This window comes from Acidaminococcus timonensis (assembly GCF_900106585.1).
Lineage (GTDB): Bacteria > Bacillota > Negativicutes > Acidaminococcales > Acidaminococcaceae > Acidaminococcus > Acidaminococcus timonensis.
The window spans coordinates 1-21,922 of sequence record NZ_FNWH01000003.1 but is presented as its reverse complement, the minus strand read 5'-3'; the positions used below and the strand labels follow the sequence as shown (position 1 = coordinate 21,922).

General features: G+C 53.2%; 34 protein-coding genes, 1 tRNA gene and 1 rRNA gene. 33 read left to right on the top strand and 3 right to left on the bottom strand.

Features of this window, described 5'->3' with window-relative positions:
- The first annotated feature begins 47 nt into the window (after positions 1 to 47).
- From rrf to BQ5462_RS00195, 3 genes are all read left to right on the top strand, one after another.
- Positions 48 to 164, top strand: a 5S ribosomal RNA gene (gene rrf, locus BQ5462_RS00205).
- A gap of 712 nt (positions 165 to 876) precedes the next feature.
- Positions 877 to 2,094 (top strand): NAD(P)-dependent oxidoreductase, encoded by a 1,218-nt coding sequence (locus tag BQ5462_RS00200; RefSeq protein WP_071141456.1) that lies wholly within the window; start codon positions 877 to 879, stop codon positions 2,092 to 2,094.
- A 57-nt stretch (positions 2,095 to 2,151) separates the two neighbouring features.
- A tRNA-Lys gene (locus BQ5462_RS00195) sits at positions 2,152 to 2,227 on the top strand.
- On the opposite strand, the gene BQ5462_RS00190 is transcribed toward BQ5462_RS00195, so the two are convergent.
- The 3 genes from BQ5462_RS00190 to BQ5462_RS00180 all read right to left on the bottom strand — a co-directional run bounded on the left by BQ5462_RS00190 (position 2,190) and on the right by BQ5462_RS00180 (position 5,052).
- Positions 2,190 to 3,689: a recombinase family protein gene (locus BQ5462_RS00190; RefSeq protein ID WP_076978278.1), complete on the bottom strand. Its 1,500-nt coding sequence runs from the start codon at positions 3,687 to 3,689 to the stop codon at positions 2,190 to 2,192. The genes BQ5462_RS00195 and BQ5462_RS00190 overlap by 38 nt on opposite strands.
- Positions 3,690 to 3,814: 125 nt before the next feature.
- Positions 3,815 to 4,216, bottom strand: a complete 402-nt coding sequence (locus BQ5462_RS00185) for a hypothetical protein (RefSeq protein WP_071141455.1) — start codon at positions 4,214 to 4,216, stop codon at positions 3,815 to 3,817.
- 14 nt (positions 4,217 to 4,230) lie between these two features.
- Positions 4,231 to 5,052 (bottom strand): helix-turn-helix domain-containing protein, encoded by an 822-nt coding sequence (locus BQ5462_RS00180; RefSeq protein ID WP_071141454.1) that lies wholly within the window; start codon positions 5,050 to 5,052, stop codon positions 4,231 to 4,233.
- 136 nt (positions 5,053 to 5,188) lie between these two features.
- Here BQ5462_RS00180 and BQ5462_RS00175 point away from each other — a divergent pair, with 136 nt between their 5' ends.
- The 30 genes from BQ5462_RS00175 to BQ5462_RS00030 form a co-directional block, all read left to right on the top strand.
- Positions 5,189 to 5,392, top strand: coding sequence for a helix-turn-helix domain-containing protein (locus BQ5462_RS00175; RefSeq protein WP_071141453.1), 204 nt, complete (start codon positions 5,189 to 5,191; stop codon positions 5,390 to 5,392).
- A 36-nt stretch (positions 5,393 to 5,428) separates the two neighbouring features.
- Positions 5,429 to 6,220: a phage antirepressor KilAC domain-containing protein gene (locus BQ5462_RS00170; RefSeq protein WP_071141452.1), complete on the top strand. Its 792-nt coding sequence runs from the start codon at positions 5,429 to 5,431 to the stop codon at positions 6,218 to 6,220.
- 99 nt (positions 6,221 to 6,319) lie between these two features.
- The gene (locus tag BQ5462_RS00165) at positions 6,320 to 6,538 is read left to right on the top strand and encodes a hypothetical protein (RefSeq protein WP_071141451.1); all 219 of its coding nucleotides are present in this window, start codon (positions 6,320 to 6,322) and stop codon (positions 6,536 to 6,538) included.
- 2 nt (positions 6,539 to 6,540) lie between these two features.
- A complete protein-coding gene (locus tag BQ5462_RS00160; protein WP_083378010.1) occupies positions 6,541 to 6,816 on the top strand; it encodes a LysM peptidoglycan-binding domain-containing protein in 276 nt (91 codons plus the stop codon).
- Between the two features lie 6 nt (positions 6,817 to 6,822).
- Complete coding sequence (locus BQ5462_RS00155) at positions 6,823 to 7,086, top strand: hypothetical protein (RefSeq protein WP_071141449.1); 264 nt, start codon at positions 6,823 to 6,825, stop codon at positions 7,084 to 7,086.
- Between the two features lie 121 nt (positions 7,087 to 7,207).
- Entirely contained in the window at positions 7,208 to 8,185 is a 978-nt protein-coding gene (locus BQ5462_RS00150) for a YqaJ viral recombinase family nuclease (RefSeq protein ID WP_071141448.1), read from the top strand.
- Positions 8,172 to 9,089 (top strand): recombinase RecT, encoded by a 918-nt coding sequence (locus BQ5462_RS00145; protein WP_159429659.1) that lies wholly within the window; start codon positions 8,172 to 8,174, stop codon positions 9,087 to 9,089. Before BQ5462_RS00150 ends, BQ5462_RS00145 begins: the two co-directional genes overlap by 14 nt.
- 2 nt (positions 9,090 to 9,091) lie before the next feature.
- Positions 9,092 to 9,571 carry a hypothetical protein gene (locus BQ5462_RS00140; RefSeq protein ID WP_143037988.1) on the top strand — a complete coding sequence of 160 codons (480 nt, stop codon included), beginning with the start codon at positions 9,092 to 9,094 and terminating at the stop codon, positions 9,569 to 9,571.
- Positions 9,572 to 9,616: 45 nt separating this feature from the next.
- On the top strand, positions 9,617 to 10,462 hold the full coding sequence (locus BQ5462_RS00135) for a phage replisome organizer N-terminal domain-containing protein (protein ID WP_071141445.1): 846 nt from the start codon (positions 9,617 to 9,619) through the stop codon (positions 10,460 to 10,462).
- Between the two features lie 13 nt (positions 10,463 to 10,475).
- Complete coding sequence (locus BQ5462_RS00130; RefSeq protein ID WP_071141444.1) at positions 10,476 to 10,724, top strand: hypothetical protein; 249 nt, start codon at positions 10,476 to 10,478, stop codon at positions 10,722 to 10,724.
- 15 nt (positions 10,725 to 10,739) lie between these two features.
- Positions 10,740 to 11,549, top strand: coding sequence for a DnaA ATPase domain-containing protein (locus BQ5462_RS00125; protein ID WP_071141443.1), 810 nt, complete (start codon positions 10,740 to 10,742; stop codon positions 11,547 to 11,549).
- 3 nt (positions 11,550 to 11,552) lie between these two features.
- Positions 11,553 to 11,759, top strand: coding sequence for a hypothetical protein (locus BQ5462_RS00120; protein ID WP_071141442.1), 207 nt, complete (start codon positions 11,553 to 11,555; stop codon positions 11,757 to 11,759).
- A gap of 13 nt (positions 11,760 to 11,772) precedes the next feature.
- Positions 11,773 to 12,237: a hypothetical protein gene (locus BQ5462_RS00115; protein ID WP_071141441.1), complete on the top strand. Its 465-nt coding sequence runs from the start codon at positions 11,773 to 11,775 to the stop codon at positions 12,235 to 12,237.
- A complete protein-coding gene (locus tag BQ5462_RS00110; RefSeq protein ID WP_071141440.1) occupies positions 12,230 to 12,415 on the top strand; it encodes a hypothetical protein in 186 nt (61 codons plus the stop codon). Before BQ5462_RS00115 ends, BQ5462_RS00110 begins: the two co-directional genes overlap by 8 nt.
- The gene (locus BQ5462_RS00105; RefSeq protein WP_071141439.1) at positions 12,412 to 12,693 is read left to right on the top strand and encodes a hypothetical protein; all 282 of its coding nucleotides are present in this window, start codon (positions 12,412 to 12,414) and stop codon (positions 12,691 to 12,693) included. The genes BQ5462_RS00110 and BQ5462_RS00105 overlap by 4 nt, the downstream gene beginning before the upstream one ends.
- A complete protein-coding gene (locus BQ5462_RS00100; protein WP_071141438.1) occupies positions 12,680 to 12,865 on the top strand; it encodes a hypothetical protein in 186 nt (61 codons plus the stop codon). Before BQ5462_RS00105 ends, BQ5462_RS00100 begins: the two co-directional genes overlap by 14 nt.
- Positions 12,858 to 13,220, top strand: coding sequence for a hypothetical protein (locus BQ5462_RS00095; RefSeq protein ID WP_071141437.1), 363 nt, complete (start codon positions 12,858 to 12,860; stop codon positions 13,218 to 13,220). Before BQ5462_RS00100 ends, BQ5462_RS00095 begins: the two co-directional genes overlap by 8 nt.
- A complete protein-coding gene (locus BQ5462_RS00090) occupies positions 13,207 to 13,476 on the top strand; it encodes a hypothetical protein (RefSeq protein WP_071141436.1) in 270 nt (89 codons plus the stop codon). Before BQ5462_RS00095 ends, BQ5462_RS00090 begins: the two co-directional genes overlap by 14 nt.
- Before the next feature lie 162 nt (positions 13,477 to 13,638).
- Positions 13,639 to 13,995, top strand: coding sequence for a hypothetical protein (locus BQ5462_RS00085; protein ID WP_143037987.1), 357 nt, complete (start codon positions 13,639 to 13,641; stop codon positions 13,993 to 13,995).
- Entirely contained in the window at positions 13,976 to 14,191 is a 216-nt protein-coding gene (locus BQ5462_RS00080) for a hypothetical protein (RefSeq protein ID WP_071141434.1), read from the top strand. Before BQ5462_RS00085 ends, BQ5462_RS00080 begins: the two co-directional genes overlap by 20 nt.
- 134 nt (positions 14,192 to 14,325) lie before the next feature.
- A complete protein-coding gene (locus tag BQ5462_RS00075; protein WP_143037986.1) occupies positions 14,326 to 14,631 on the top strand; it encodes a hypothetical protein in 306 nt (101 codons plus the stop codon).
- Entirely contained in the window at positions 14,628 to 15,086 is a 459-nt protein-coding gene (locus BQ5462_RS00070) for a RusA family crossover junction endodeoxyribonuclease (protein WP_071141432.1), read from the top strand. The genes BQ5462_RS00075 and BQ5462_RS00070 overlap by 4 nt, the downstream gene beginning before the upstream one ends.
- Before the next feature lie 69 nt (positions 15,087 to 15,155).
- A complete protein-coding gene (locus BQ5462_RS00065) occupies positions 15,156 to 15,665 on the top strand; it encodes a hypothetical protein (RefSeq protein ID WP_071141431.1) in 510 nt (169 codons plus the stop codon).
- A 153-nt stretch (positions 15,666 to 15,818) separates the two neighbouring features.
- A complete protein-coding gene (locus BQ5462_RS00060) occupies positions 15,819 to 16,217 on the top strand; it encodes an HNH endonuclease signature motif containing protein (RefSeq protein WP_071141430.1) in 399 nt (132 codons plus the stop codon).
- Positions 16,218 to 16,323: 106 nt separating this feature from the next.
- On the top strand, positions 16,324 to 16,803 hold the full coding sequence (locus BQ5462_RS00055; RefSeq protein WP_071141429.1) for a phage terminase small subunit P27 family: 480 nt from the start codon (positions 16,324 to 16,326) through the stop codon (positions 16,801 to 16,803).
- Positions 16,800 to 18,545 (top strand): terminase large subunit, encoded by a 1,746-nt coding sequence (locus BQ5462_RS00050; RefSeq protein WP_071141428.1) that lies wholly within the window; start codon positions 16,800 to 16,802, stop codon positions 18,543 to 18,545. Before BQ5462_RS00055 ends, BQ5462_RS00050 begins: the two co-directional genes overlap by 4 nt.
- Positions 18,542 to 19,777, top strand: coding sequence for a phage portal protein (locus BQ5462_RS00045; RefSeq protein ID WP_071141427.1), 1,236 nt, complete (start codon positions 18,542 to 18,544; stop codon positions 19,775 to 19,777). Before BQ5462_RS00050 ends, BQ5462_RS00045 begins: the two co-directional genes overlap by 4 nt.
- Complete coding sequence (locus BQ5462_RS00040) at positions 19,774 to 20,508, top strand: head maturation protease, ClpP-related (protein WP_071141426.1); 735 nt, start codon at positions 19,774 to 19,776, stop codon at positions 20,506 to 20,508. The genes BQ5462_RS00045 and BQ5462_RS00040 overlap by 4 nt, the downstream gene beginning before the upstream one ends.
- A gap of 4 nt (positions 20,509 to 20,512) precedes the next feature.
- Positions 20,513 to 21,649, top strand: coding sequence for a phage major capsid protein (locus BQ5462_RS00035; RefSeq protein WP_071141425.1), 1,137 nt, complete (start codon positions 20,513 to 20,515; stop codon positions 21,647 to 21,649).
- Positions 21,650 to 21,666: 17 nt separating this feature from the next.
- On the top strand, positions 21,667 to 21,922 hold a 256-nt coding region (locus BQ5462_RS00030), incomplete at its 3' end, for a head-tail connector protein (RefSeq protein ID WP_071141424.1).

Below are 21,922 nucleotides of genomic sequence, written 5' to 3'. Positions count from 1 at the left end.
AAACGTCTCTTCATGAAGTTTTGAAGGCTCATGCCTTCAATTGAAAATCCGGTGGTGACAGCTAAGGGGATCCACCTGTTCCCATGCCGAACACAGTAGTTAAGCCCTTATACGCCGAAAGTACTCGAGTGGAAACGCTCCGGGAGGATAGGGAGCTGCCGGTTAAGACAGAAAGAGCATCGCAGACGCGATGCTCTTTCTTTTTGTGTTCTGAGGAGAAGGCTGCTTGTCGCCGCCGGGCAGGGAACCCCTTGCCGACGCAAAGTCGCCTCCCTGCCATTTTCTGCCTCGCCGTTCCAATCCGCCTTCCGCCAACGCGCTTCGCTTGAACGAGGCTCACGGCGGATGAGCGAAACAGAAAATGGCTTTACGCTCGGCTCCATGGTCGGCCAGCGGCACCCTGCCCGGCTGAGGGAGTACGGTATCGCTATGACCCCAACGCTGTAGGGGCCGATTGCTTTGATCGACCTGCTTACCGACCTGCCCTGCGTGCAAAAAATTCTTTTCCAACCACTACTCGCTATCCACCAGCCACTGAAAAAGGGGGCTGTGATTTTTTCACACCCCGTCTCTAGTCACTAGTCTCGAGTCTCTAGCAGATGGAGAAAATTTGCCTATGGCAAATTTTAAGGGATATATGGGCCCGCTAGGGACCTGGGAACGGTCTCCCCTTACGGGTAGACCCTACGCCGGATATACGTACCCGTACGTTTCCATGCTTAGGGACGGCCCATGAGGGACGTCCGAGCTCAGGTCGCCCCGCAGGGCCCTTTAACCTTTCTATTTTGTTGTTGCTACACTTGACAGTACTTGCTCCCGCCATATACACTATATGGAAAGTATGAAAGTATCCTGAAGAAATTACGAGGTGTGTGTATGTCCATCCATGAAGTAGAAGAAGCCAACCGGTGTCTCCAGTGCAAGGTGCCTCGCTGCCAGAACCTGGGCTGCCCGATCCATACCAATGTGCCGGAGATGATCCGGCTGTTCAAAGAAAACAAATTGCAGGAAGCCGCCCAGATGCTGTTCGACAACAACCCGCTGTCGGTCGTATGCAGCCTGGTATGCAACCATGCTGCCCAGTGCGAAGGCCACTGTGTCCGGGGTATCAAGGGAGCTCCGGTGCATATTTCTGCCATTGAACATTATATTTCCGACTCCTGTTTCGACCGGCTGAAGATCGACATGGCCCCCAGAAACGGGAAAAAGGTGGCCATCATCGGTGCCGGCCCTGCGGGCATTACCATTGCCATCATCCTGGCCAGACGGGGCTATGACATAACCATCTTCGATTCCCGGGACAAGGTGGGAGGTACCATGCGCTACGGGATCCCTGATTTCCGGCTGCCCCGGTACATCCTTGACCGGTATGAGGTCCTGATGAAAAAGATGGGGATCAAATTCCGGTTCAACTTCACCATCGGAGGGAATGTGACGCTGAGCGATCTGTTCAAGGACGGTTACAAGTCCGTGTTCATCGGGACCGGGGCCTGGAGACCGAAGCGGATGATGATCCCGGGTGAAACCTTCGGAAACGTGCATTATGCGGTCAGCTACCTGAACAATCCGGATTCCATCGACCTGGGCCAGAGCGTGGCCATCTTCGGGTCCGGCAATTCCGCCATGGATGTGGCACGGACGGCGGTGCGCCACGGCTGCAAAAACGTGACGGTGTTCGTGCGCCGGGACAAGGTTTCCGCTTCTCCGGATGAGTACGAATATTCTCTTTTGGACGGGGTGAAATACCAGTTCAACAAAACGGCAGTGGCCATCCGGGATGAAGGCCCCATGGTGGCGGAGACGGAAGTCATCGACGGCCATGTAAAGGTGCTGGAAGATACGGCTGAACTGTTCCCGGTGGACAGTGTGATCATCGCTGTTTCCCAGGTCCCCAAGCACCGGCTGGTGGAACACAACAAGGGCCTGGAACTGAACGAACGGGGCAACCTGAAGGTGACGGAAGAGGGAGAGACCACCCTGCCGGGGGTCTTTGCCTCCGGGGATGTGGTGACCGGGGCCAAGACTGTGGTCCATGCTGTGGAATATTCCAAGAAGATTGCCGATGAAATGGATGCTTATATGCAGAAATTGTGAAAAAGGCCTTGACAAAAACCTGTTTTTCCTGTTACAATAATTAAGCTGTAACGCAATGATTCACTAGCTCAGTTGGTAGAGCACCTGACTTTTAATCAGGGTGTCCCGGGTTCGAATCCCGGGTGGATCACCATAAGAACTTTATGCGAACTTCTCACCTTGACCGGATTGGCCAGGGTGGGGAGTTCTTTTTTATAGTTGTACTGGATCTCGATGGAATCGTCGTTGACGATCACGCAGCGGACCAGGGAGGACAGGAGGATCTCTTTGTATCGTGGCTCCTGCTTTAACTGCCGGGAAATCGCAAAAAAGAAAAACTCTATCTGCCGCTCCGTCAGCTTACCACCTCTGTCCATCAATTGTGCCCGGCTGAGCGCCGTTTTTAGGTCTCTCAGCCGACTTTCGTACTCTCGCATATGATTACATAGAGTCTCAGAAAAGGCCCCGTTATCGACGGCTTTTAGGCAGTTATCCAGCTTTTTGGACAGGTCGCTGACCTGGGCTTTGAGAGACTGCACCTCCAGTGACTCCCGGCGCTCCTTTTGGATGGCAATGGCCTGCCGGGCGATGGCCTTGATGGCATCCGGCTGGCTCAGGATCTTAGTGGTCACCTGGACCACCTGGTCCTCCAGTTTGTCCGTCCGAACGGGCCGGGCAGGGCATCCGGATCCATCGATGTGGTGCTGGCAATTGTAATAGTAGTAGACGCCGCCTTTCCCGGTGCCGCTCTTGCCTACCATGGGGCTGCCGCAGCGGCCGCAAAAGATCTTGCCCGTCAGCATGTAGTTTTCGGACCGTTTGGCCACGCCCTTGTGGTGTTGCCTGCTCTTGCGCAGCTCCTGGACGGCGTAAAAGGTCCTGTCGTCCAGGATGCGGGGGACGACTCCCGTGCGGCGGATGTCCCGCCAGATAAAGGTCCCGATGTACCTTTCATTCTGCAGCAGCCTGGTGATGCTGTTGTGGTTAAATGGCCTGCCTGTGGCCGTCCGCTTGCCCTCAGCATTAAGGGTGCGGCAGATGGAGGCAGGAGTCCGGCCGTCCAGGATCATCTGATAGATCCGGCGGACCACCAGAGCGTTGGGCTCATCGATGACCAGGTGGTGGTCAGCATCCAGCTTGTACCCCAGGGGGACGATCCCGCCGGGCCACTTGCCTTCCAGGGCGTTTTCGGTCATACCCCTTACCACATTTTCTGCGAGCTCCACAGAGTAGTACTCAGCCATGCCCTCGATGACCGACTCCAGCAGAATCCCGGAGGGATCGTCGGCGATGTTTTCCATGGCCGAAACGACTTTGACTCCGTATTTTTTGAGCCTATGCCGATATTTTGCGCTGTCGTACCGGTTGCGAGCAAAGCGGTTGAGCTTATAGACAAGCACTGTGTCAAAAGTCATGCTGGCAGCGTCTTTTATCATCATCAAAAACTCCGGCCGCTGATCAGATCTCCCGGTCATGGCCCGGTCCGCATAGATATGCAGCACCTCCAGGCCGTTGCGCTTGGCGTAGTCCTCGCAAACCCTGATCTGTCCCTCGATGGACTCCTCCCGCTGCCGGTCAGAGCTGTACCTGGTGTAGATCACACATTTCTGTCCCATAAAAAATAGCCTCCTATAGCACGCAGGAGGCAGACATGATATAATAATATATACATGATCAGCCTCCGATTGATTGTGTGGTATCCCCATCCGTGTTGCCTCACGGGTGGGGATTTTTTTGTTGCCTATTTCCCGGCTGGGAATGGCCGGATCTTGGCCAGCGACACCTTATGACTTATGCCGTTTGAGTATTTGACCGTGGCATAGCCGTCTTTGGTGATCTTTTTAAACTGGTCATCGGGCAGCCGGAAAACAAAGATGTGCTGCAGTGTCAGCCCTTTCCGGCCCAGTGTCCCGGCCTGGAAATTTTTGAGGGTGTATACCTTTTTGCCATCCAGGGAGATAGTCCCGGTCTGGTTGATCGTGCAGGGCAAGATGGTCTGGTCATTTATGGCCAGGGTATGGCCCGGATCAAACGGGACCCGGGGCCCTTCGTGGATCTCTATAGACCGGCCGGAGTAGTCAAACCCGAACGGGATGGCCAGCAGGATCAGCAGAGCGATGAGCAATTTTGCATATTTCTTCATGAGGCACCTTCCTTTTAAAATTTTCTGTGCAGTTCGACCACTTTGCCCTGTATGATCACTGGTAGCTTCTGGATCTGCTCGTTGGAGTAGAACTGTGGTTTATAGACCGCCAGGTTATGGCCAATAAGAGTGATGCCGTCAGCCGACTCTTTCACTTCCTTGACGGTTGTCTCCGTGCCGTTGATGCAGACCACTGCTATATCTCCGCTCTCCACGTTCGGCTGCTGCCGGACTATGATAATATCTCCCTCCCGCATGGTAGGCTCCATGGACTGGCCATGTACCCGTAAAGCGAAAAAGGTTCCCGTTTTTGCCAGGCTGGCGGGGATTTCTTCCCAGCCGTCATAGTTTTCCACGGAGTCAATGGGCTGGCCTGCTATGATCTGGCCAATAATGGGAATTTTAACACTGGACTTTGTCATCATTAGCTTCTGGTTTTGTGCCGCCAGCTGGTCCATAGTCTTGCGTTGATTTTTAATAATGGCATCCATTCGCTCCATTTCTATCCAGTTGTTCAGATCTGCCAGGCTTTTGACTCCATCAGGGAGCTTCAATCCGGCTTTTTCTCCCTGGGCTTGTACTTTCTCAAACATCTCTTTTTGTTGTTGCTCTGTCAAGAGTATCCCGTGAGGGTAGTCTGACTTTCCTCTCAAGTAGTCAGCGGTAACACCAAAATAGGCGGCGAGAGTATCAATCGCTTTATAGCGAGGAATCCTTTTTCCGGCCTCATACATAGCCAAAGCACTCCGGCTTATCCCTAGAGCATCAGCCAGATCTTCCTGGGTTAGGCCTTTTTGCTGTCTCAATTCTCTGAGACGACTTGCAAACGTTGCCATAATACAGCCCTCCTTTTAATTGATATTATATCACATTACGTGATGTCACGAAAGGTGAAAAAAAATCTTGACACTTTCAGTGACTTATTTTATAATACAGATAGTCACTGAAAGTGACAAGAAGGGAGGAATCAAGATGCCAAAGCCTGAAGAAGTTGGCGAACGTTTGAGAAAGCTAAGGAAAAAGAAAGGCAAAACCATTATGGAGGCTTCCAGCGATTTAAAAATAGCTGCATCTTCCTTAACCGCTTATGAGCTAGGGCTAAGAACACCTAGGGATTACACGAAAGAAAAAATTGCCCGATACTATGGAGATTCCGTTGGGCATATTTTTTTCTAGTCCTGTTGTCACAAATAGTGACTAGGAGGCTGAAAGATGAAAGAAATGAAAATTTTTAAAAGCCAAGAGTTTGGCAGCATTCGAACACTTGCTATTAATGATGAACCGTGGTTTGTAGGAAAGGATGTGGCTGTAGCGCTTGGTTATGAAAATACAGCAAAAGCGCTCCGTGACCATGTTGATGAAGAAGACAAAAAGATGGGTGAACGGAACGTTACCCCATCCATCAAAGACTCTCTGGGGCGTGAACAGTATCCGGTTCTTATTAATGAATCCGGACTCTACAGCTTAGTCCTCTCCAGCAAGCTTCCTTCCGCCAGAGAATTTAAGCGTTGGATAACACATGATGTTATTCCAGATATTCGGCAACATGGTGCCTACATGACTAAAGAGGCAATCGAGAGAGCTATCACTGAACCAGACTTTCTTATCCGCCTGGCTACTCAACTAAAAGAAGAGAGAGCTGCTAGACAAGAAGCGGAAATGCAAATTGAGGTGCAGAAACCTAAGGTGATTTTTGCTGATGCTGTGAGCAGCAGCCACACATCAATCTTAGTTGGTGAGTTGGCCAAGATTCTCCGGGGAAATGGTATCGAAATCGGACAGCGCCGTTTATTTAACTGGCTGCGTGAACATGGATACCTGATTAAGCGCCAAGGGACAGACTACAACATGCCGACTCAAAGAGCCATGGAGCTGGGTCTGTTCGAAATCAAAGAAGGCTCCTACATCAATGGCAGTGGAGTCAACATCATTACAAAAACTCCGAAAGTTACCGGGAAAGGCCAACAGTATTTTATTAATAGATTTCTGGCGGACAAGAGGTGACCATTATGTACGACTTACTAGAGTACATCAGTCATTACGTCCAGGCCCATCAGGCAGAGTACGAGGCCTGGCTGAGTAGCCAGGAGGGAGGCGAGGGAAATGAAGCTGGAGGGAAGAGAGTCTATCAAAGAGGACAATTTTCGCTACAACACCCTGCTGTGGCGCATGCGTAAGGGGCTCTCACAGCGGGCCATCAGCGAGCTGCTAGGCTATGGAGGAAACTCCATCATCAGCCTGCATTGCTTTTGGTTTATCGTAGACCATCTGGACATAGATCCCTGGCTGCTGGCCACGGGCAAGACTCATAAGGAGGGATGACAATGACAAAACGTAAAAAGCTGGCTGCCATCGTCCTGGTGCTGACAGGCATGACTCTCTTGAGCCACGGCGTGGACGCTGTGGAGCGGGAGCACCGGCCTTATGAGACGGTCTCCCGGGTGGTCCAGCCTGGACAGAGCCTGTGGGACATCTGCATCAAGCTCAACAGCAGCGAGGACATCCGGACAATCATCGACCGGGCCCGGGTGGATAACGACGTGGACGATCCCGGAGCGATGCAGCCGGGGAAGGTCCTCATGATCAGATACAAGAGGTGATTAAAAATGGATAAAGACAAAGAGCTGGCACGGCTGCGTGCCTTGGATACGGAGCAAAAGGCCCGAGTTTTAGGACATCTGGAAACGGCCCTGAAAGCTGCTGATGTCCATGTGTTTTTGAGCTATGAGCCTCATACAGAGACAGTCCACATCAAGTTCGTCCGGAGTCAAAAGCCGGAGATGGTGGTCAACGTCAGCATGGACAACCCCATGGCTATGATGTACGACATCTTTAAAGTGGCCGGGCGGGCCTTTATCGAGGAGGCGTGAAAATGATTGTCAATGGGCAGACAAAATAAAAGCCACCGGCATGTGGGAGCCGGTGGCTGGTGAACCTTCACTCTGGCAAGTAAGGTTGCCTCTATTTTAACACAACGGAGGGAGAAAAAGCATGAAAATAAAAAACTGTGAGTTGATTATGACTGTCAAGGAGATGCAGGACCGGGACGCCTGGCTCAAGATCCGGACGTCCGGCATCGGCGGGAGCGACGCCGGGACTATCATGGGGAGCAACCCATGGAAAAGCCCCTACCAGTTGTGGCTGGAAAAGACCGGCCAGGTGGAGGCCGAGGACATCAGCAACAAGGGCCCTGTCTACTGGGGCACCAAGCTGGAGCCGTTGATCGCCCGGAAATTTACCGAAGAGACCGGTAAGAAGGTAGAGCGCCTGGGGATGCTGCGGCACATCAGCGATCCCTGGATGCTGGCCAACGTGGACCGGGTAGTAATGCACGAGGACGCCGGGCTGGAGATCAAGACCACCAACGCATTTAGAGCATCTGATTGGGACGGGGACAACCTCCCGGACAGCTACTATTGGCAATGCCAGCACTACATGATGTGCACTGGCATGCCTCTCTGGTACATCGCCGTTTTGATCGGCGGCCAGGATTTTAGATGGAAAGAGGTGCCCCGCTGCCAGGAGGACATCGACGAGCTCTACAAGAGGGAGCGGGCCTTTTGGACAGTCAACGTCCAGCAGAAGCTGATGCCGGAGATCGACGGCAGCCAGATGACCAAAGAGGCACTGCTCGAGAGATACCCGGGCGGAGGCGCTGATGTGGTGGATCTCCCCAAGGAGATGGATCTGCTCCTGGCCATGCGGAGCAGCCTCACCGAGGACATCGATGACCGCAAGGTCCGACTCCAGCAGGTCAACAACAAGATCATGGCCATGATGGAGGACAACGAGGTGGGCATGACTCCGGCCGGGGCCAGGGTGACCTGGAGGCCCCAGGCAGGGCGGACCACCATCGACAGAAAGAAGCTGGCCAAGGACTGGCCAGAGGCTTATGAGGCCTGCAAAAAAGTCGGGAAACCGACCCGTGTGCTGAAAATCAAGGAGGCTGATGACAATGGCAACGACTAAGGGCGGACTTATGGCGAAACGGCAGGCACAAATGACCCAGACACAACCGCAGGCGAAAGAGTCAACTGCGGCATTGATGAACATGCTGCTGAGCAAAGAAGGGTATCAGAAGCGGTTCGATGAACTGCTGGGCAAAAGGTCCCCGCAATTTATCAGCAGCATTGTGAGCCTCATGAACGCGGACAGCACGCTTATGGATGCCTTCCATGATGCTCCTGTGACCATTATTCAGAGTGCACTCCAGGCAGCATCCTTTGACCTGCCGATTAACCCGGCGTTGGGATATGCGTACATTGTCCCATTCCGCAACAGCAAGCGGGACCGGATGGAAGCCAGCTTCATTATGGGATACAAGGGCATGCTCCAGCTGGCCCTGCGGACTGGGGTATATAAACGGATCAATGTCGTTGACGTGCGCGCCGGTGAATTGAAATCTTATGACCGCCTCCGGGAAGATATTGAACTGGAATTTATCGAAGATGAAGATGAACGGGAGAAAGCGCCCATTATCGGTTATGTCGGGTACTTTCAGATGATAAATGGTATGGAAAAGACCATTTACATGACCGTGAAACAGCTGGAGGCACACGAAAAGAAGTTCCGTCACGGCAATTACATGAGCCGTGGTTGGAAAGAAAACCCGGATGCCATGATGAGAAAGACCATCATGCGTAAACTGATTGGCAAGTGGGGACTTATGAGTGTTACGTATCAGAGTGCGGATCCCTCCGTGCTGCGGGCAGCCCAGGCGATTGCCACCGGCACCTTCGATGATGAAGATAAACCGGACTATGTGGTGGATGTGAACGCCAGCGAAGCCGAGGAAGCTCCGGATCAGGAACAGTCCCAGGGTACTATTGACCCCAACACTCCTTTTACTGCCGAAGAAATGGGGGATAAATGATCATGGCTAAGAAAGTCATCGAGATTTTTAAAATCGACAGCCCCGTGGGGACTGAGAGAGTCATCATCGACTATCGGGAGACGGGTGAGGGCGTAAGCTCCACCCTCCGCCTGGCATCCAGCGAGCTGCCCCGGCCGGAATTTTACACGGCCATGGCGGCCATGCGGACCGTGTTTTTAAAGCACGCCATGATTAGCCCGGACAAGGTGGATCCATTAAATGCAGAGGACCCAATCCGCCGTCTCTTTATCACATCTGTGGCGGTCAGCGAATCCGCTAAAAACGGCAAGGTGCTCAAGATGACCGGCAAGCTCTACTGCCCGGGCATCAAAGGATACGCCACAATCGCCCTGCCGCCGATCCCCATGATGGACATGAAAGACGACGCCGACCGGAAACGGGTAGAAACGCTGCTCTTTGAGGCGGAAGAATACGTCCAGGGCAACCGTGCCCAGGCGACTCTGTTTGACGATGGAAAGTGATGGATGCGGGGGGGGGAAGCCCCTCCGCACTAAGGTGGTGATGATATGGCCGAAGGGATGAAGTGGATCAAGCTGGCCACCAATATCTTTGACCAGGGCAAAATCAAGCTGATCATGAAGATGCCAGCAGGAGACACCATCATAGCCATCTGGCTACAAATCCTCACGCATTGCGGAAAAGAGTGCCAGGACGGTATCCTCCGGATCAGCAGCGAGGTCCCCTACACAGCTGATATGCTGGCCATGATCTTTGGCCGAGAACCGGCCACTATGAAGTTGGCTCTTGAAACGTTTCAGCAGCTCAAGATGATCGAGGTCATCGACGGGGTCTATTGTCTCCCAAACTGGAACAAGTACCAATCTCCTGACAAGTATGAAATCAACCGGGCAAAAGACCGGAAACGGCTCCAGGAGTGGCGTAAAAAGCAAAAGGAAAAGAGCAATCTTCCACAAATTTCAACGAGTTCTAAAAATGAAACGTTTCACGAAACGTTTCAGAAACGAAATGAAACGGGGACAGAAATAGAAGAAGAAGTAGATAAAGATAAAGATATATATAGCAGCAGCTGCAGCAGCAGCCCCAAACAACGAAAAGTCAAAGACGGTCACTGTGCGGTCTCTGACTTTTATACCAAAAACATCCGTCCGACGCCGTCAGAGTATGAGCTCAATTGTCTCCTGGACCTGGCTGATGAGTACAGCGATGAGTGGACCATCAAGGCCTTAAAGGAGACCATCAAAGGCGGAGGGCGTGGATTGAGATATACCGAAAAGATCCTGGAACGGTGGAAGGTGGAAGGGTACAAGAGCCGATCGGGCACTAAAAAGCGCAGCGGCCCATCGACCCAGAGCCAGGATACCATCGACCAGGCTAACGAGATACCTTTTTGAGGAGGGTGACGAGATGGAAACCTTATATGCATACAGTTTTTGCCACCAGATTTTTAAAAACGCATCGGAATGTCGGGAGCATGAAAAGGTGGACCATGTTGCAGCCAAGGTAATCCTTGACTACGAAACCAATAAAGGCATGATCAATGCCGAAGGAAAAGACGGGATTTGTTACCCGAATGTGCTCAAATGTTTGTTAAGCAATGGTCAAATTGGAGTCTACTACCTGCATGATGTAGCAGACCAAATCGATGACCACTAAAGCAGGAGGCTGATCATGGAAGAAGTCAAAAGCGAGTATCACGAAATGCTGGACAGGATCCGGCAGAAGGCAGCGGGCCGGAGCAACATCATCCCGATGCCCCAGCCGGAGGACGGCATCCAGTGCTCAGAGTGCGGCAGCACCGGATGGATTGAGGTCGTCGAGGATGGCCATCGGTGTATGACCCATTGCCCCAAGTGCTGGGCACGGCGCAAGGTGGCCCGGATGCTCAAAGTGTCCGGCATCAACCCGGAGGACTACAAACGGTACAGTCTCCGGAGCTTTGACCGGGGTCGGAGCCCGGAGGCGGCAAAGATGGCCGACCTGGCCCTCCGGTATCTCAACGAGCACGAGCTTGGCGGCGGCCCGGGCTTCGGAATCTTCGGGGCTAGCGGAATGGGCAAGACTCATATCTGCATCGCAGTCTGTCTGGCGCTGACCCAGCACTTTGGAGAGCCACATCACTACTTTTCTTATCGGGCCGAGATTCCCAATCTGGTCAAGGCGGCCAGGAGCTACAGTGCCGATTATGACGATGCGATGGACTGCTGGAAAACCGCTAAGAACCTGTACATCGACGACTTGTTTAAGCTCTCCGGCCGGGTACAGGATGGGCACCTGGTTGACATCGACCGGGAGGAGCTGAGAGTCGTCTTCGACCTCATCAATGCCCGCTACGTCAATCACAAGACCACCATTTTTTCCGGGGAGTACTCCATCAAGGACATATCCCAGATCGACATGGCCCTGGGCAGCAGGATCTATCAGATGATCGAGCCGTATGGGCTGTACGTGTCTGGGAAGAACCAGAGGATTGGAGGCTAAACAATGAGATTCAAGAAGCTGTTTCCACTGATTGTGGATACGAACATTGAAGTTCAGACGCGGGGTGGAGAAACCATGCTCAATGGTGATCCGGCGGCTATGACGTGGGATTCCATCGAAGAAATCAAGAATCGAGAAATTCTTGAAATCGTTGCATGTGCCAATAAGAACGAAGACGTAGTGATGCTCATCACCATTAAGGACGAATAAAGGAGGCAGAGACATGAAAAGCAAGGTTTTGTATTTCCCTAGGGGCGTGAAAGTAATGATTACGCCTAAGTCTGTAGTGAGCGCTGAATTTCGGCAGCAGATCCGTGACTCATTCCGGGACTACACCTGGGGGACCCGCGAAGATTACCGTTACCAAGACAAGCTGGCATACATCAATTTAATCCGAGAGAAGAATTTCAAGGTTGATGGAGAGCACCTTATCAATGAGTACATCAGTGACCAAATATGGGATCAAGGCGAATTTAGCCTGGACGATTTCAAAAGCTTCGAAATCCTTGAAAGCCTCATCAACTTAGGCATAGACAGGAGCTTGAAAGACTGGCACCATTGGTCCGGAGACCACCACCTTGACGAACCGGCCTGCAAATTTGTACAGGCTGCCATTGAGGAAGTCATGAACTATCCAGAGACCGATAAACCGAATGAGATAAAAGAAGGGGGCAAAGACCATGAGTAACACCAAGAAAAGAAAGAAACTCCTCTGGGGGGCGATGATGCTGATGAACGATATTCGCCGGTGCAAGGGCTGGCATGAGCCGATGAAAAGCTACATGCGGCTGTATTTGCCCAACGGTGGAGAGGGCATCTATCGGATCCACATCAGACGGATCATCCGGGAGGAGGCGGCCAAATGACGAGAATTCTTTTTAACCTGGTATTACTTGCCATGGCCATGGATCTCATCATTTGGGGCATTGATCAGGGGTGGAGCCTGGTCAACCGGTATCGGGATCACAAAGGCAATGAGATAACCTACGACCACATCCTCAAGGCATGGTTAAAACTGCAGCAGACTGAGCCAACAAAGCAGCACCCAGAGATTAATAAATGGGGCCAGAAAAAGCCTAAGACCAACGTGGTCCCACTGTGGCACCGTAAGCCTGGAGGAGGCGACAGCGATGGTCATGCATGAAGGCCTCAATGGGTTCTATCACCGGCAGCGGGTGTGCTACCGGTGCGGTAAGATTTTTCGGATACCGCCAACGGGACGGTATCCCTACATCATGGTCCGGCATGGCCACAATCTCTACTTTTGTGGGCCGACCTGCAAACACAAGTACGAGGAGGCAGAAAAGGATGATTGACGAGCTCAAAGGCAAGACTCTGCACGGGGCTGAGATTTTAGACGTCAGTTACGGCAGGGAGGAGGTGCCGGAGGAAATCCAGGACATGGGCCGAAAATCTGGCCATGAGCCAAACACCTCTACGGGGCTCTGGTTCCGGGCGATCTCCAAGGTCAAGGGCAAGAGCTACCTAGCAGATCTGAGATGGACCCCGGACGCAGGCAACGAGTGCATGATTTTTAGGTGCGATAAGGACGGCAATGTAGTCGAGAGCGTCAGATCGTACTACTCCAGACGTAGCCTCCCGCTGACCACTCACAGCATCCTCAAGTGCATCGACGATTTTGCCAAGGAGGTTAACCATGAACGAGAATAAAGTCAAACTGATTTCAATGCGATATTTCAACATGGCCACCCATTATGCGGGTACAATCGCAAAGATCAACGAGGCTGCCAGAGGCATTAAGAACAGCCAAAGTGATACAGCAGTCATTGATTGGCTAAATCAAGCATTTGACACCCTGGCCCAAGCCCGGAGACAGGCAGACGATGACATGCGCTCCGTTTTACTGGACATAAAGGCCATGTCTACGAGGTTGGCAAAAAATGGCCACAAAAGCTGCAAAGGATGACAAGAGACGGGTGGCCAGGTGCTCCGGGTGCCGGTTTTTAAGCCCCCAGGAGTACCAGCCCTACCCGAGGCTATGGATGTATCTGACATGCAAGGCGTGCGGGGACAAGATCCTGGATCTGGCCGCATGCCCCCAGGGCGTGAAAAGAAGGGAGAGATAAGAATGGCGATGGAACAAAAAATGAGTGACACTGCTTTCCGTATTTGCCTATGGGAAGTCATGGGGCTTCCGACTCGAGACCTGTATGCACAGCTGGCCGAGGAGGGGGCTGAACTCACCCAGGCGGCGCTGAAGTGCATTCGAGCCCAAGGCTTCAGCCAGAACCCCACGCCGGTCAGCTGTGAGGACGCAATAAAAAACCTCCGGGAAGAAATCAATGACGTACTGATTGCGGCTTATGTCCTGGGCCTTGTTGACAGCTCTTGTGTCAAAGACTGGAGCAAGCTGGTCAGATGGGCCAAGCGGCTCCAGGAAGCCAACGAAAAAAAGGAGGCAGCTAATGGTTGTGCGGAACGATGAGTATTATGCCGACCCGACCGCCGGGAAGGTGATCGAAGACCTGGAAAAGCAGAATCCGGATCCGAAAAAGGCTGAGGACACAGAGCGCATGGACCGCTCATTATCCATTGCCAAGTCGGCATTTAAGCTGGCGGGATTCGAGGTTGTCGGACGTATCGTCCTGCGCAATGTCAGGACCGGAAGGATCTATAGATAGGAGTGATTGATATGGAAATTGCAGGCATCTTTTTCCTAGGAGCAGTAACCGGGGCGTCCTTTGCGGCGCTCCTGCTCTGTGCTCTTGCCTTGAGCCGCAAGTGGGAGAACTGAGGAATGGGACGTAAGCACTTTGTGAGATTTAAGAGGAGCCGGTTCGACCGGCAGCTGATCGACACCTACACCTACGAGCAGATCATCAGCCACGGTCAGCCAGCCATGAGGACTACCAGAGGCCGGACTCCCGTCAGCGTCAAGGCAACTGACCTTTACTATGGACGCTGCGCCTACTGTGGCAGGCTGCTGACCGCCACCAGCTGGCACTGGATGCGGGACGAGTTTGGACAGCTTGTTAAAAAATGCAACAACGAGAGAGCCTGTTACAATCGGCGCACCGATGTCGCCGAGAAGGCCTTTAGAAGGGCGGTGAGGGGTAAATGAGCATCAGCGTCAGCCGGGAAGCCGGAAAATGGAAAGTAGAGATCATTGTCATGGGCGAGCCCGTGGCCCAAGGCCGTCCAAGGTTTAGCCATGTGTGTGGGCACGTCACTGCCAGGGATCCGGAAAAGAGCAAAAACTACAAGGCTCTGGTGCGGTCAGAGGCCCAGCGGATCTATGAGATGGACAAGGCCTTCGCACCTATTGAGGGACCTTGCTACATGATGCTGACCGTCGGGAGATCAGTTCCCAAGTCATGGAGCAAGAAAAAGCAGGCTATGGCCATCAAGGGGGAGATCAGACCGACCAGCAAGCCGGATCTGGACAACTATATCAAGGGCATCCTGGACGCCATCAACACGGTTATCGTCAAAGACGACAGCCGGGTGATTGGCATCAATGCCATCAAGATCTATCAGACTAATCCTGGCGTGGATATAATTATCACTGAGAATTAAAATAGTCCTGACAGGCTGCTGCCTTGCCTGCCAGGACTACCGCTTTACTAGCAGACAGGAGGAGATAAGATGCAGCACAATGACTACATCAACGCAGTCAAGGAGTATCTGGAGAGGTACGACGAGTTTAATCAATACGTCAAGGCGACCAGGCAGGAGATCCACTACTGTGAGACACTGCTGGCCCAGGATGCCGCTCCTGCATCTCCCGTCCTGTCATCTGCAGGTGGCGGGGGCGGTGAGAAGCAGAGTGTTGAGGAGCGGGCCTTTGCGGCACATGAAAAGCTGAGGGATAAGATTGCAGGCTATGAACAGGAGCTGGCAGAGATCGAGCCCCTGCTCCACAAGGTTGAGAGCAGCATGGAGGCGCTCAAGTCTTTTAATAGCCTACAGTATCACATCCTGGAGGCACGCTACCGCAAGCGACACTCCTGGGATGCTGTGGCCATGGCCTGCAACGTCAGCTACAGTACCTGCAGAGCCCAGGCACAGGACGGACTGGTGAGCCTGACCCGCATGGTCTTCGGTCCAAAGGCTGTACCGTTCCAAACCAGCATTGTCTTCTTCCATCAGGACTAGCAGATCGCTAGCAGTTTTCGAGCAATCCTCTGGCAGATTTCCGCTAAAGTCCATCGGCCAGGGATGCATTGATGTGATAAGATGATAGCATCAACAGCAAAGGACAGAGTCATGCATGCGCATGGCTTTTTCTTTTATCTGGAGGTGGAGACAATGCTCAAACGTACCTGTCCCATCTGTGGACGCATACACAACCAGGGCGAGCAGTGCCCCATGGCCAAACGACGCCACAAGGAGTACGACCGGGACCATCGGGACCGAGCACGGGCTGGCTTCTACCACTCCAAAGAATGGACAGCCTTGCATGATATGGTCAAGGACAAATACCATGGCATGGATGCCTATGAGTGGTGTGTCAACCATCGCATCGTCCCTGGCACCATCGTCCACCACATCATCCCGCTGGCCGAGGATCCCGAGGGATGCGCAGACCCAGACAATTTGATCCTGCTCAGTGCCAAGACACATAAGATGGTCCATGATCAGTACAAATCTGGGCATAAGCAGGAGATGCAGGCCAAACTTTTCGAGATTATCCGCAAATTCGAGTGACCGGGGGTGGGTCAAAAAAGTTTTGGGCGCCCTGGATAGGACCGCGCGATTTCTTTTCTTCTGCAAAAACGCCCCGATCGCCATCTTGCTTTTAGGAGGTGAGACCATGCCTACGCCAAGAAAAACCACAAAGCTGACCAGAAAGCATATGAGCAAGGATGAACGGCTAAACCGGGAGTTGGCCGAGAACCAGCACAAGTTACCCAGGGATGGGCTGGACCCTCCCGAGTGGCTGGACTTGGAAGCACGGAAGGAGTTTGCCCGGGTGGTGGAAGAAGCTGCCCGGATAGATCTGCTGGACAACCTGGATCTCTCCGTCCTGGCCGTCTATGCTGATGCCTGGTCCAACTACATCGCACTCCATGCTCTGATCCAGAAGCAGGGCAATGTCATCGAGGTGGTTGGCTCCCAGGGCAATCGGGCTCCGAAGGTCAATCCCGCACTGACCGCCCAGGAGATGTACGTCAAGCGGATCATGAGTGCCTCCGCCAAGTTGGGGCTGGCCACCACGGACCGGCTCAAGCTGATCGTCCCGCAGAAGCCTGAGAAAAAAGAAAATAAATTTTTGAAGCTGCTCCAGGCATGACCGACAGGACGACAGAGTACGCCAAGTTAGTCGTGAGCGGGAAACGGCTGGCAGGGCGGTCGGAGTATCTATGCTGCAAGAGGCACCTGGACGACATGGAGCGGGGAAAAGATTTCCCCTACATCTTTGATGCGGAGACTGCCGAGCGGCACATCAAAATAGCCAACACCCTGACCATCGGGGAAGGAATGGAGGAGAAACCTCTGGTCACCAGGGGCTTTCAGAATTTCATCATCGGCTCCATCTTCGGCTGGCGGAAGAAACGGTCCAGGGAGCGGAGATACAGGGAAGCCTACATCCAAATTGGTCGGCAGAACGGAAAATCGTTTCTGGCTGGGGAGATAGTCAACGACTTCGCAACATTTTCCGGCTACAGAGAAGGCAAGATTTATTGTGCGGCGACAAAATATGACCAGGCGAAGATCGTCTGGGACGAAGTTGCAAAATTTATCAAGGCGGATAAGGACCTCAGCGAGCTGTACAGGATCAAGGAGTACAACTCCACGATAATCAGTAAAATCAACGGAACTGAAATAAAAGCCATCGGTAGGGACACCAAGTCAGCTGATGGCTTTCGGTCTATTCTGGCCGTCATTGACGAATATCATGCACATGCCACCATCCAGATGTACAAGCTGATGCTGGACGGACAGATCAGGGTTGACAACGCCCTGACTATGGCCATCACCACGGCAGGCTTTAACTTAAACGGACCATGCTACCAGCAGTACCTATTTTGCAAAAAAATCCTGGAAGGTGCCATCAACAAGGACTCTCAGTTTATTTACATTGCCGAGATGGATACAGATGACGACATCTGGAAGCCGGAGAATTGGGCCAAAGCCAACCCGCTGATCCTGTGGAAATCGGACACAGAACTGGACAAGGAAATGATGGCCAGGATGGCCGAGAAGGCAATCGACGCCAGGGAAAAGCAGGGCGCTGACCTGGTCAACTTTCAGACGAAGTCGCTCAATACCTGGGTAACCTACACGGGCGGCTGCCTGATCCCGGCCGACCAATGGAAAGCCTGCGAGTCAGATCTGACCATCGCTGACATGGCTGGACGGGAGTGCTATCTGGGCATCGACCTTTCCAGCGGCGGAGACCTGACGTCCATTGCGCTGCTATTTCCGCTGGAAGATGACCGGGTCTATCTGTGGAGCAAGTCATACATGCCAGAGCTCCGGCTGGCCGAACATGAGCGGACCGACGAGGCCCCATATGGCCAATGGTCCCGAAACGGGCTAATCACACTGACCTCTGGGATGTACGGCATCAAGACCGACTATCACGCCATCATCGAGGACCTGCGTCAGATCGTCCAGACCTATCAGATCAAGGTTGTCGGATGCGGCTATGATGCCCACAATGCTGCAGCCTTTCTGGCAGATCTGGAGGGCGTCCTGGACTGTGACCTGACGGAGGTCAAGCAGTCAGCCCGGAGCCTCAACGATTGTACCAAGGATTTCCAGCTGTCAGTCGAGGCCAACCAGGTGCGGTACGACAAGCACAACAGCCTGCTGACCTGGTCAATCATCAACGCCATCATCAGCGCACCCAACAGCTTCGGCGAGATAAAAGTCGACAAGATGACACAGACCGACCGCATCGACCCAGTGGACGCCATCCTGGATGCGTGGAAGATCTGGTTCATCATGAAGGACGATGCCAAGGTCAGCGGGGAGGAAGCCCTGGACACCTGGCTGGGAATAACGGAACCGGAGGAAACAAATAAATGAATTTTATCGAAAAAATAAAGAAAAAATTCTCCAACAGCTCTGCTGATACGGTCAGCTTGTCCGACATCAACGAGCTGTTTTTTAATGGGGATATGCGGCAGTACGGTACAGATCTTTCAGAGATCACCTACTTTACGTGCCTCAAAACGCTGTCAGAGTCCATCGGAAAGATGCCCATCTACCTGATGGATCAGAACAAGAACCGGGTGCAGTACCATGACGCCATCCGGCTTTTCAGTGCCCGGCCTAACCCGTACCTGACGCCGGTCCAGTTTTTTACCTATCTGGAACGGTGCCGGAACCATTACGGAAATGCCTATGCCTACATCGGCACGGACAGCCAGGGCCGCATCGTTGGTCTGTATCCCCTTAACCCCCAGCAGGTACAGATCTATGTCAACGATACCGACGTCTTTACCAGCCGAGGATACTATTACAGCTACATGGACAATCGGAGCGGCAAGAGCTACCTTTTCAGGCCCGAGGAAGTGGTCCACGTCAAGAGCTGGATTACCACCGACGACGGACTGGCGGGTAAAAGCGTCCGGGAAATCCTGGCCACTAACATGGCCGGAGCCAAGGCCAGCCAGGCGTTTTTAAACAACCTGTACCAGCACGGGCTGACCGCAAATGCAGTGGTCAAGTACGTCGGCGATCTGAACAAGGACAAGCAAAACATGCTGCTGCGCCGCCTGGAAGAACAGGCCAAGGACAACAACCGGCGCATGATCACGCTGCCGGTTGGGTTTGACATCCAGACACTGGATCTCAAGCTGACCGATAGTCAGTTTTTTGAGTTGAAACAGTACAATGCCCTGCAGATTGCGGCCGCCTTCGGCATCAAACCGAACAGCCTAAACGATTACAGCAAGAGCAGCTATGCCAACAGCGCCGCTCAAAATCTGAGCTTTTACGTAGACACGCTGCTGTACAACATCAGCCTGTATGAGCAGGAGCTCAACTGTAAGCTGCTGACACAGCAGGAGCTGCAGCGAGGCCTGGGTTTTAAGTTTAATGTCCAGGTGATCCTACGGGGCGACCCGAGCCAGCAGGCCGACATCCTGCAGAAATGCGTCGCCTCCGGGATCTACAGCCCAAACGAGGCCAGAAGGCTCCTGGATATGCCTCCTGTAGATGGCGGCGATGTCCATGTGATCAACGGATCCATGGTGGACGTCAAGGATGTGGGCATCGCCTACAAGGACACCACGAAAGGAGGTGAGGGAGAATGATCGACATCCGTAACAGTGCCGAAGGGGCCGAGCTCCACATCAACGGCGACATCATCGACGATATGGAAGGGGAATTTGTAAAAGCCTGGGGAATTGAATCCGCCTTTGACTGGCCGGAGAACATCCGGAAGCAGCTGGAACAGATTGACACCAATATGCCGCTGACTGTCTACATCAATAGCGACGGCGGGAGCGTCCAGGCAGGGGTGGCCATTGCCAACATGATCGCCAACCACAGAGGGCCGACGACGTCGGTCGTGGAGGGGTGGGCGTGCAGCATCGCCACCGAGATCTTTTTCGCTGCCCGGGAAAGAAAGATCCCGGCAAACAGCTACCTGATGATCCACAAGCCAAGCTGCGTGGTCAGCGGGAACAGCGACGACCTGCTCAAGGCGGCGGAAACGCTGGACACTATGCAGGACGGGATCGAAGCCGTCTACCGTAATGCCGCCAGGCAGGGCGTGACGGCCGAGCAGATCCACGACATGGTCAACAGCACCACCTGGCTGACAGGGGAGGACGCCGCCAAGTATTTTAAAGTGGACGTTCTGAAACCCACACAGGCCGTAGCCAAGTTTGGCAGTGCCAGGAACCTGCTGGACAGCATCCCGGCAGGGCTGTCCCTGGTGGATGCAAAAGAAGCCAAGGCCAAGATGCTGGAAGCAATGCGCAAGAAACAAGAACAGAGTGACTATATCAAGGCTGCCCTGATGGCAGCAGAAGGAGTTTAATCTCATGAAAAAATCCGATGAACTGAGACAAATCGTTGCAGGCCTGAAAAAAGAAGTAATGGAACTGCAGGCCAAGGAACAGATGGACGAAGCCGCTGCCAAGGCCAAAGAACTGAATGACGCCATCCGGGACCTGCACACCCAGGAAGCCGTGGAAGCCGCCGACCTGACCAAAGCCATGCTGCACCCCTCTGCCCCGACAGGGGCTCCCATTAAGAACGAAAACATGGCTAGACTGCGCAACCGTGTGTTTAACAAAATGGTGTTCGGCCGCACGCTGGATGCCCAGGAACGGGAATTTGCAGATGCTGCCGGGACTCCTGGCCTGGTTGAAACCACTCCGGGCAAGGGCGGCTACATCGTCCCCGAAGAACAGATCTCTATCCTGCGTGAATATCGCCGGGCCAACCTGGCACTGCGCAGCTTCTGCGGCTATCAGACCGTAACCTCTGACACCGGCAAGCGGCCCACCATGTCCTCCGAAAAAGGCAAGCTGATAGCTTTTGATGAACTGAATGAAATCAACCAGGATGATCTGGACTTCGGTCAGATCACTTACAAGATCTCCAGCTACGGCGACATCATCCTCGTGTCCAACGAACTGGCTGCAGATAATAACATCAATCTGATGGAAGTCATCGGCCGCCGCTTTGCCATCAAGTCTATCAATACCGAAAACGACAAGATCCTGGCCAAGCTGCCCAGCAAAGGCTCTGCCATCACCGACTATAAAGGCATCATCAAAGCCCTTAATACCAAGATCGACCCCATGAAGGCCATCTCTGCCATCGTCCTGACCAACCAGAGCGGCTTTGATTACCTGGATGAACTGACCGATACCCAGGGCCGTCCTCTGCTGACCCCGTCCCTGGCTGATCCGTCCATGATGACCATTCGGGGCAAGATCATCGTCCCCGTGTCTGACAGCATCCTGGTTACTCCGACCGCTGGCATCCCGTTTTATGTAGGCGCCATGGCCGAAGCTGTGGCTTTCTACGATCGGCAGCAGGTGGCCATCGAAGCCTCCTCTGATGCGGGCTTTACCAAGAACGGCACCTACATCCGGGCCATCGAACGCTTTGACGTAGAAGCTGATGACCCCGACGCCATGGTCCTGCTGAACTACAAAGTAGGCGCATAAGGAAGGGAGGGCTCTAAATGACCCTCGAAGAAGTCAAGCAGCACCTGCGGGTGGAAGGCTCCGAGGATGATGCCCTGATCACCAGCGAGATGGCAGCCGCCGAAAGCTACATCAAGGATGCTGTCAGCGACTATGCCACCCTCTACGCTGGGGATGCTGGATTTAAAGCCAAGGCCGACATGGTCATGCTGGCCATCGTCACCAATCTCTATGAGGACCGAGTCGGAGAGAAGAAGGACCTGGGCTACATCATCCAGTCCATGCTCCACCAGC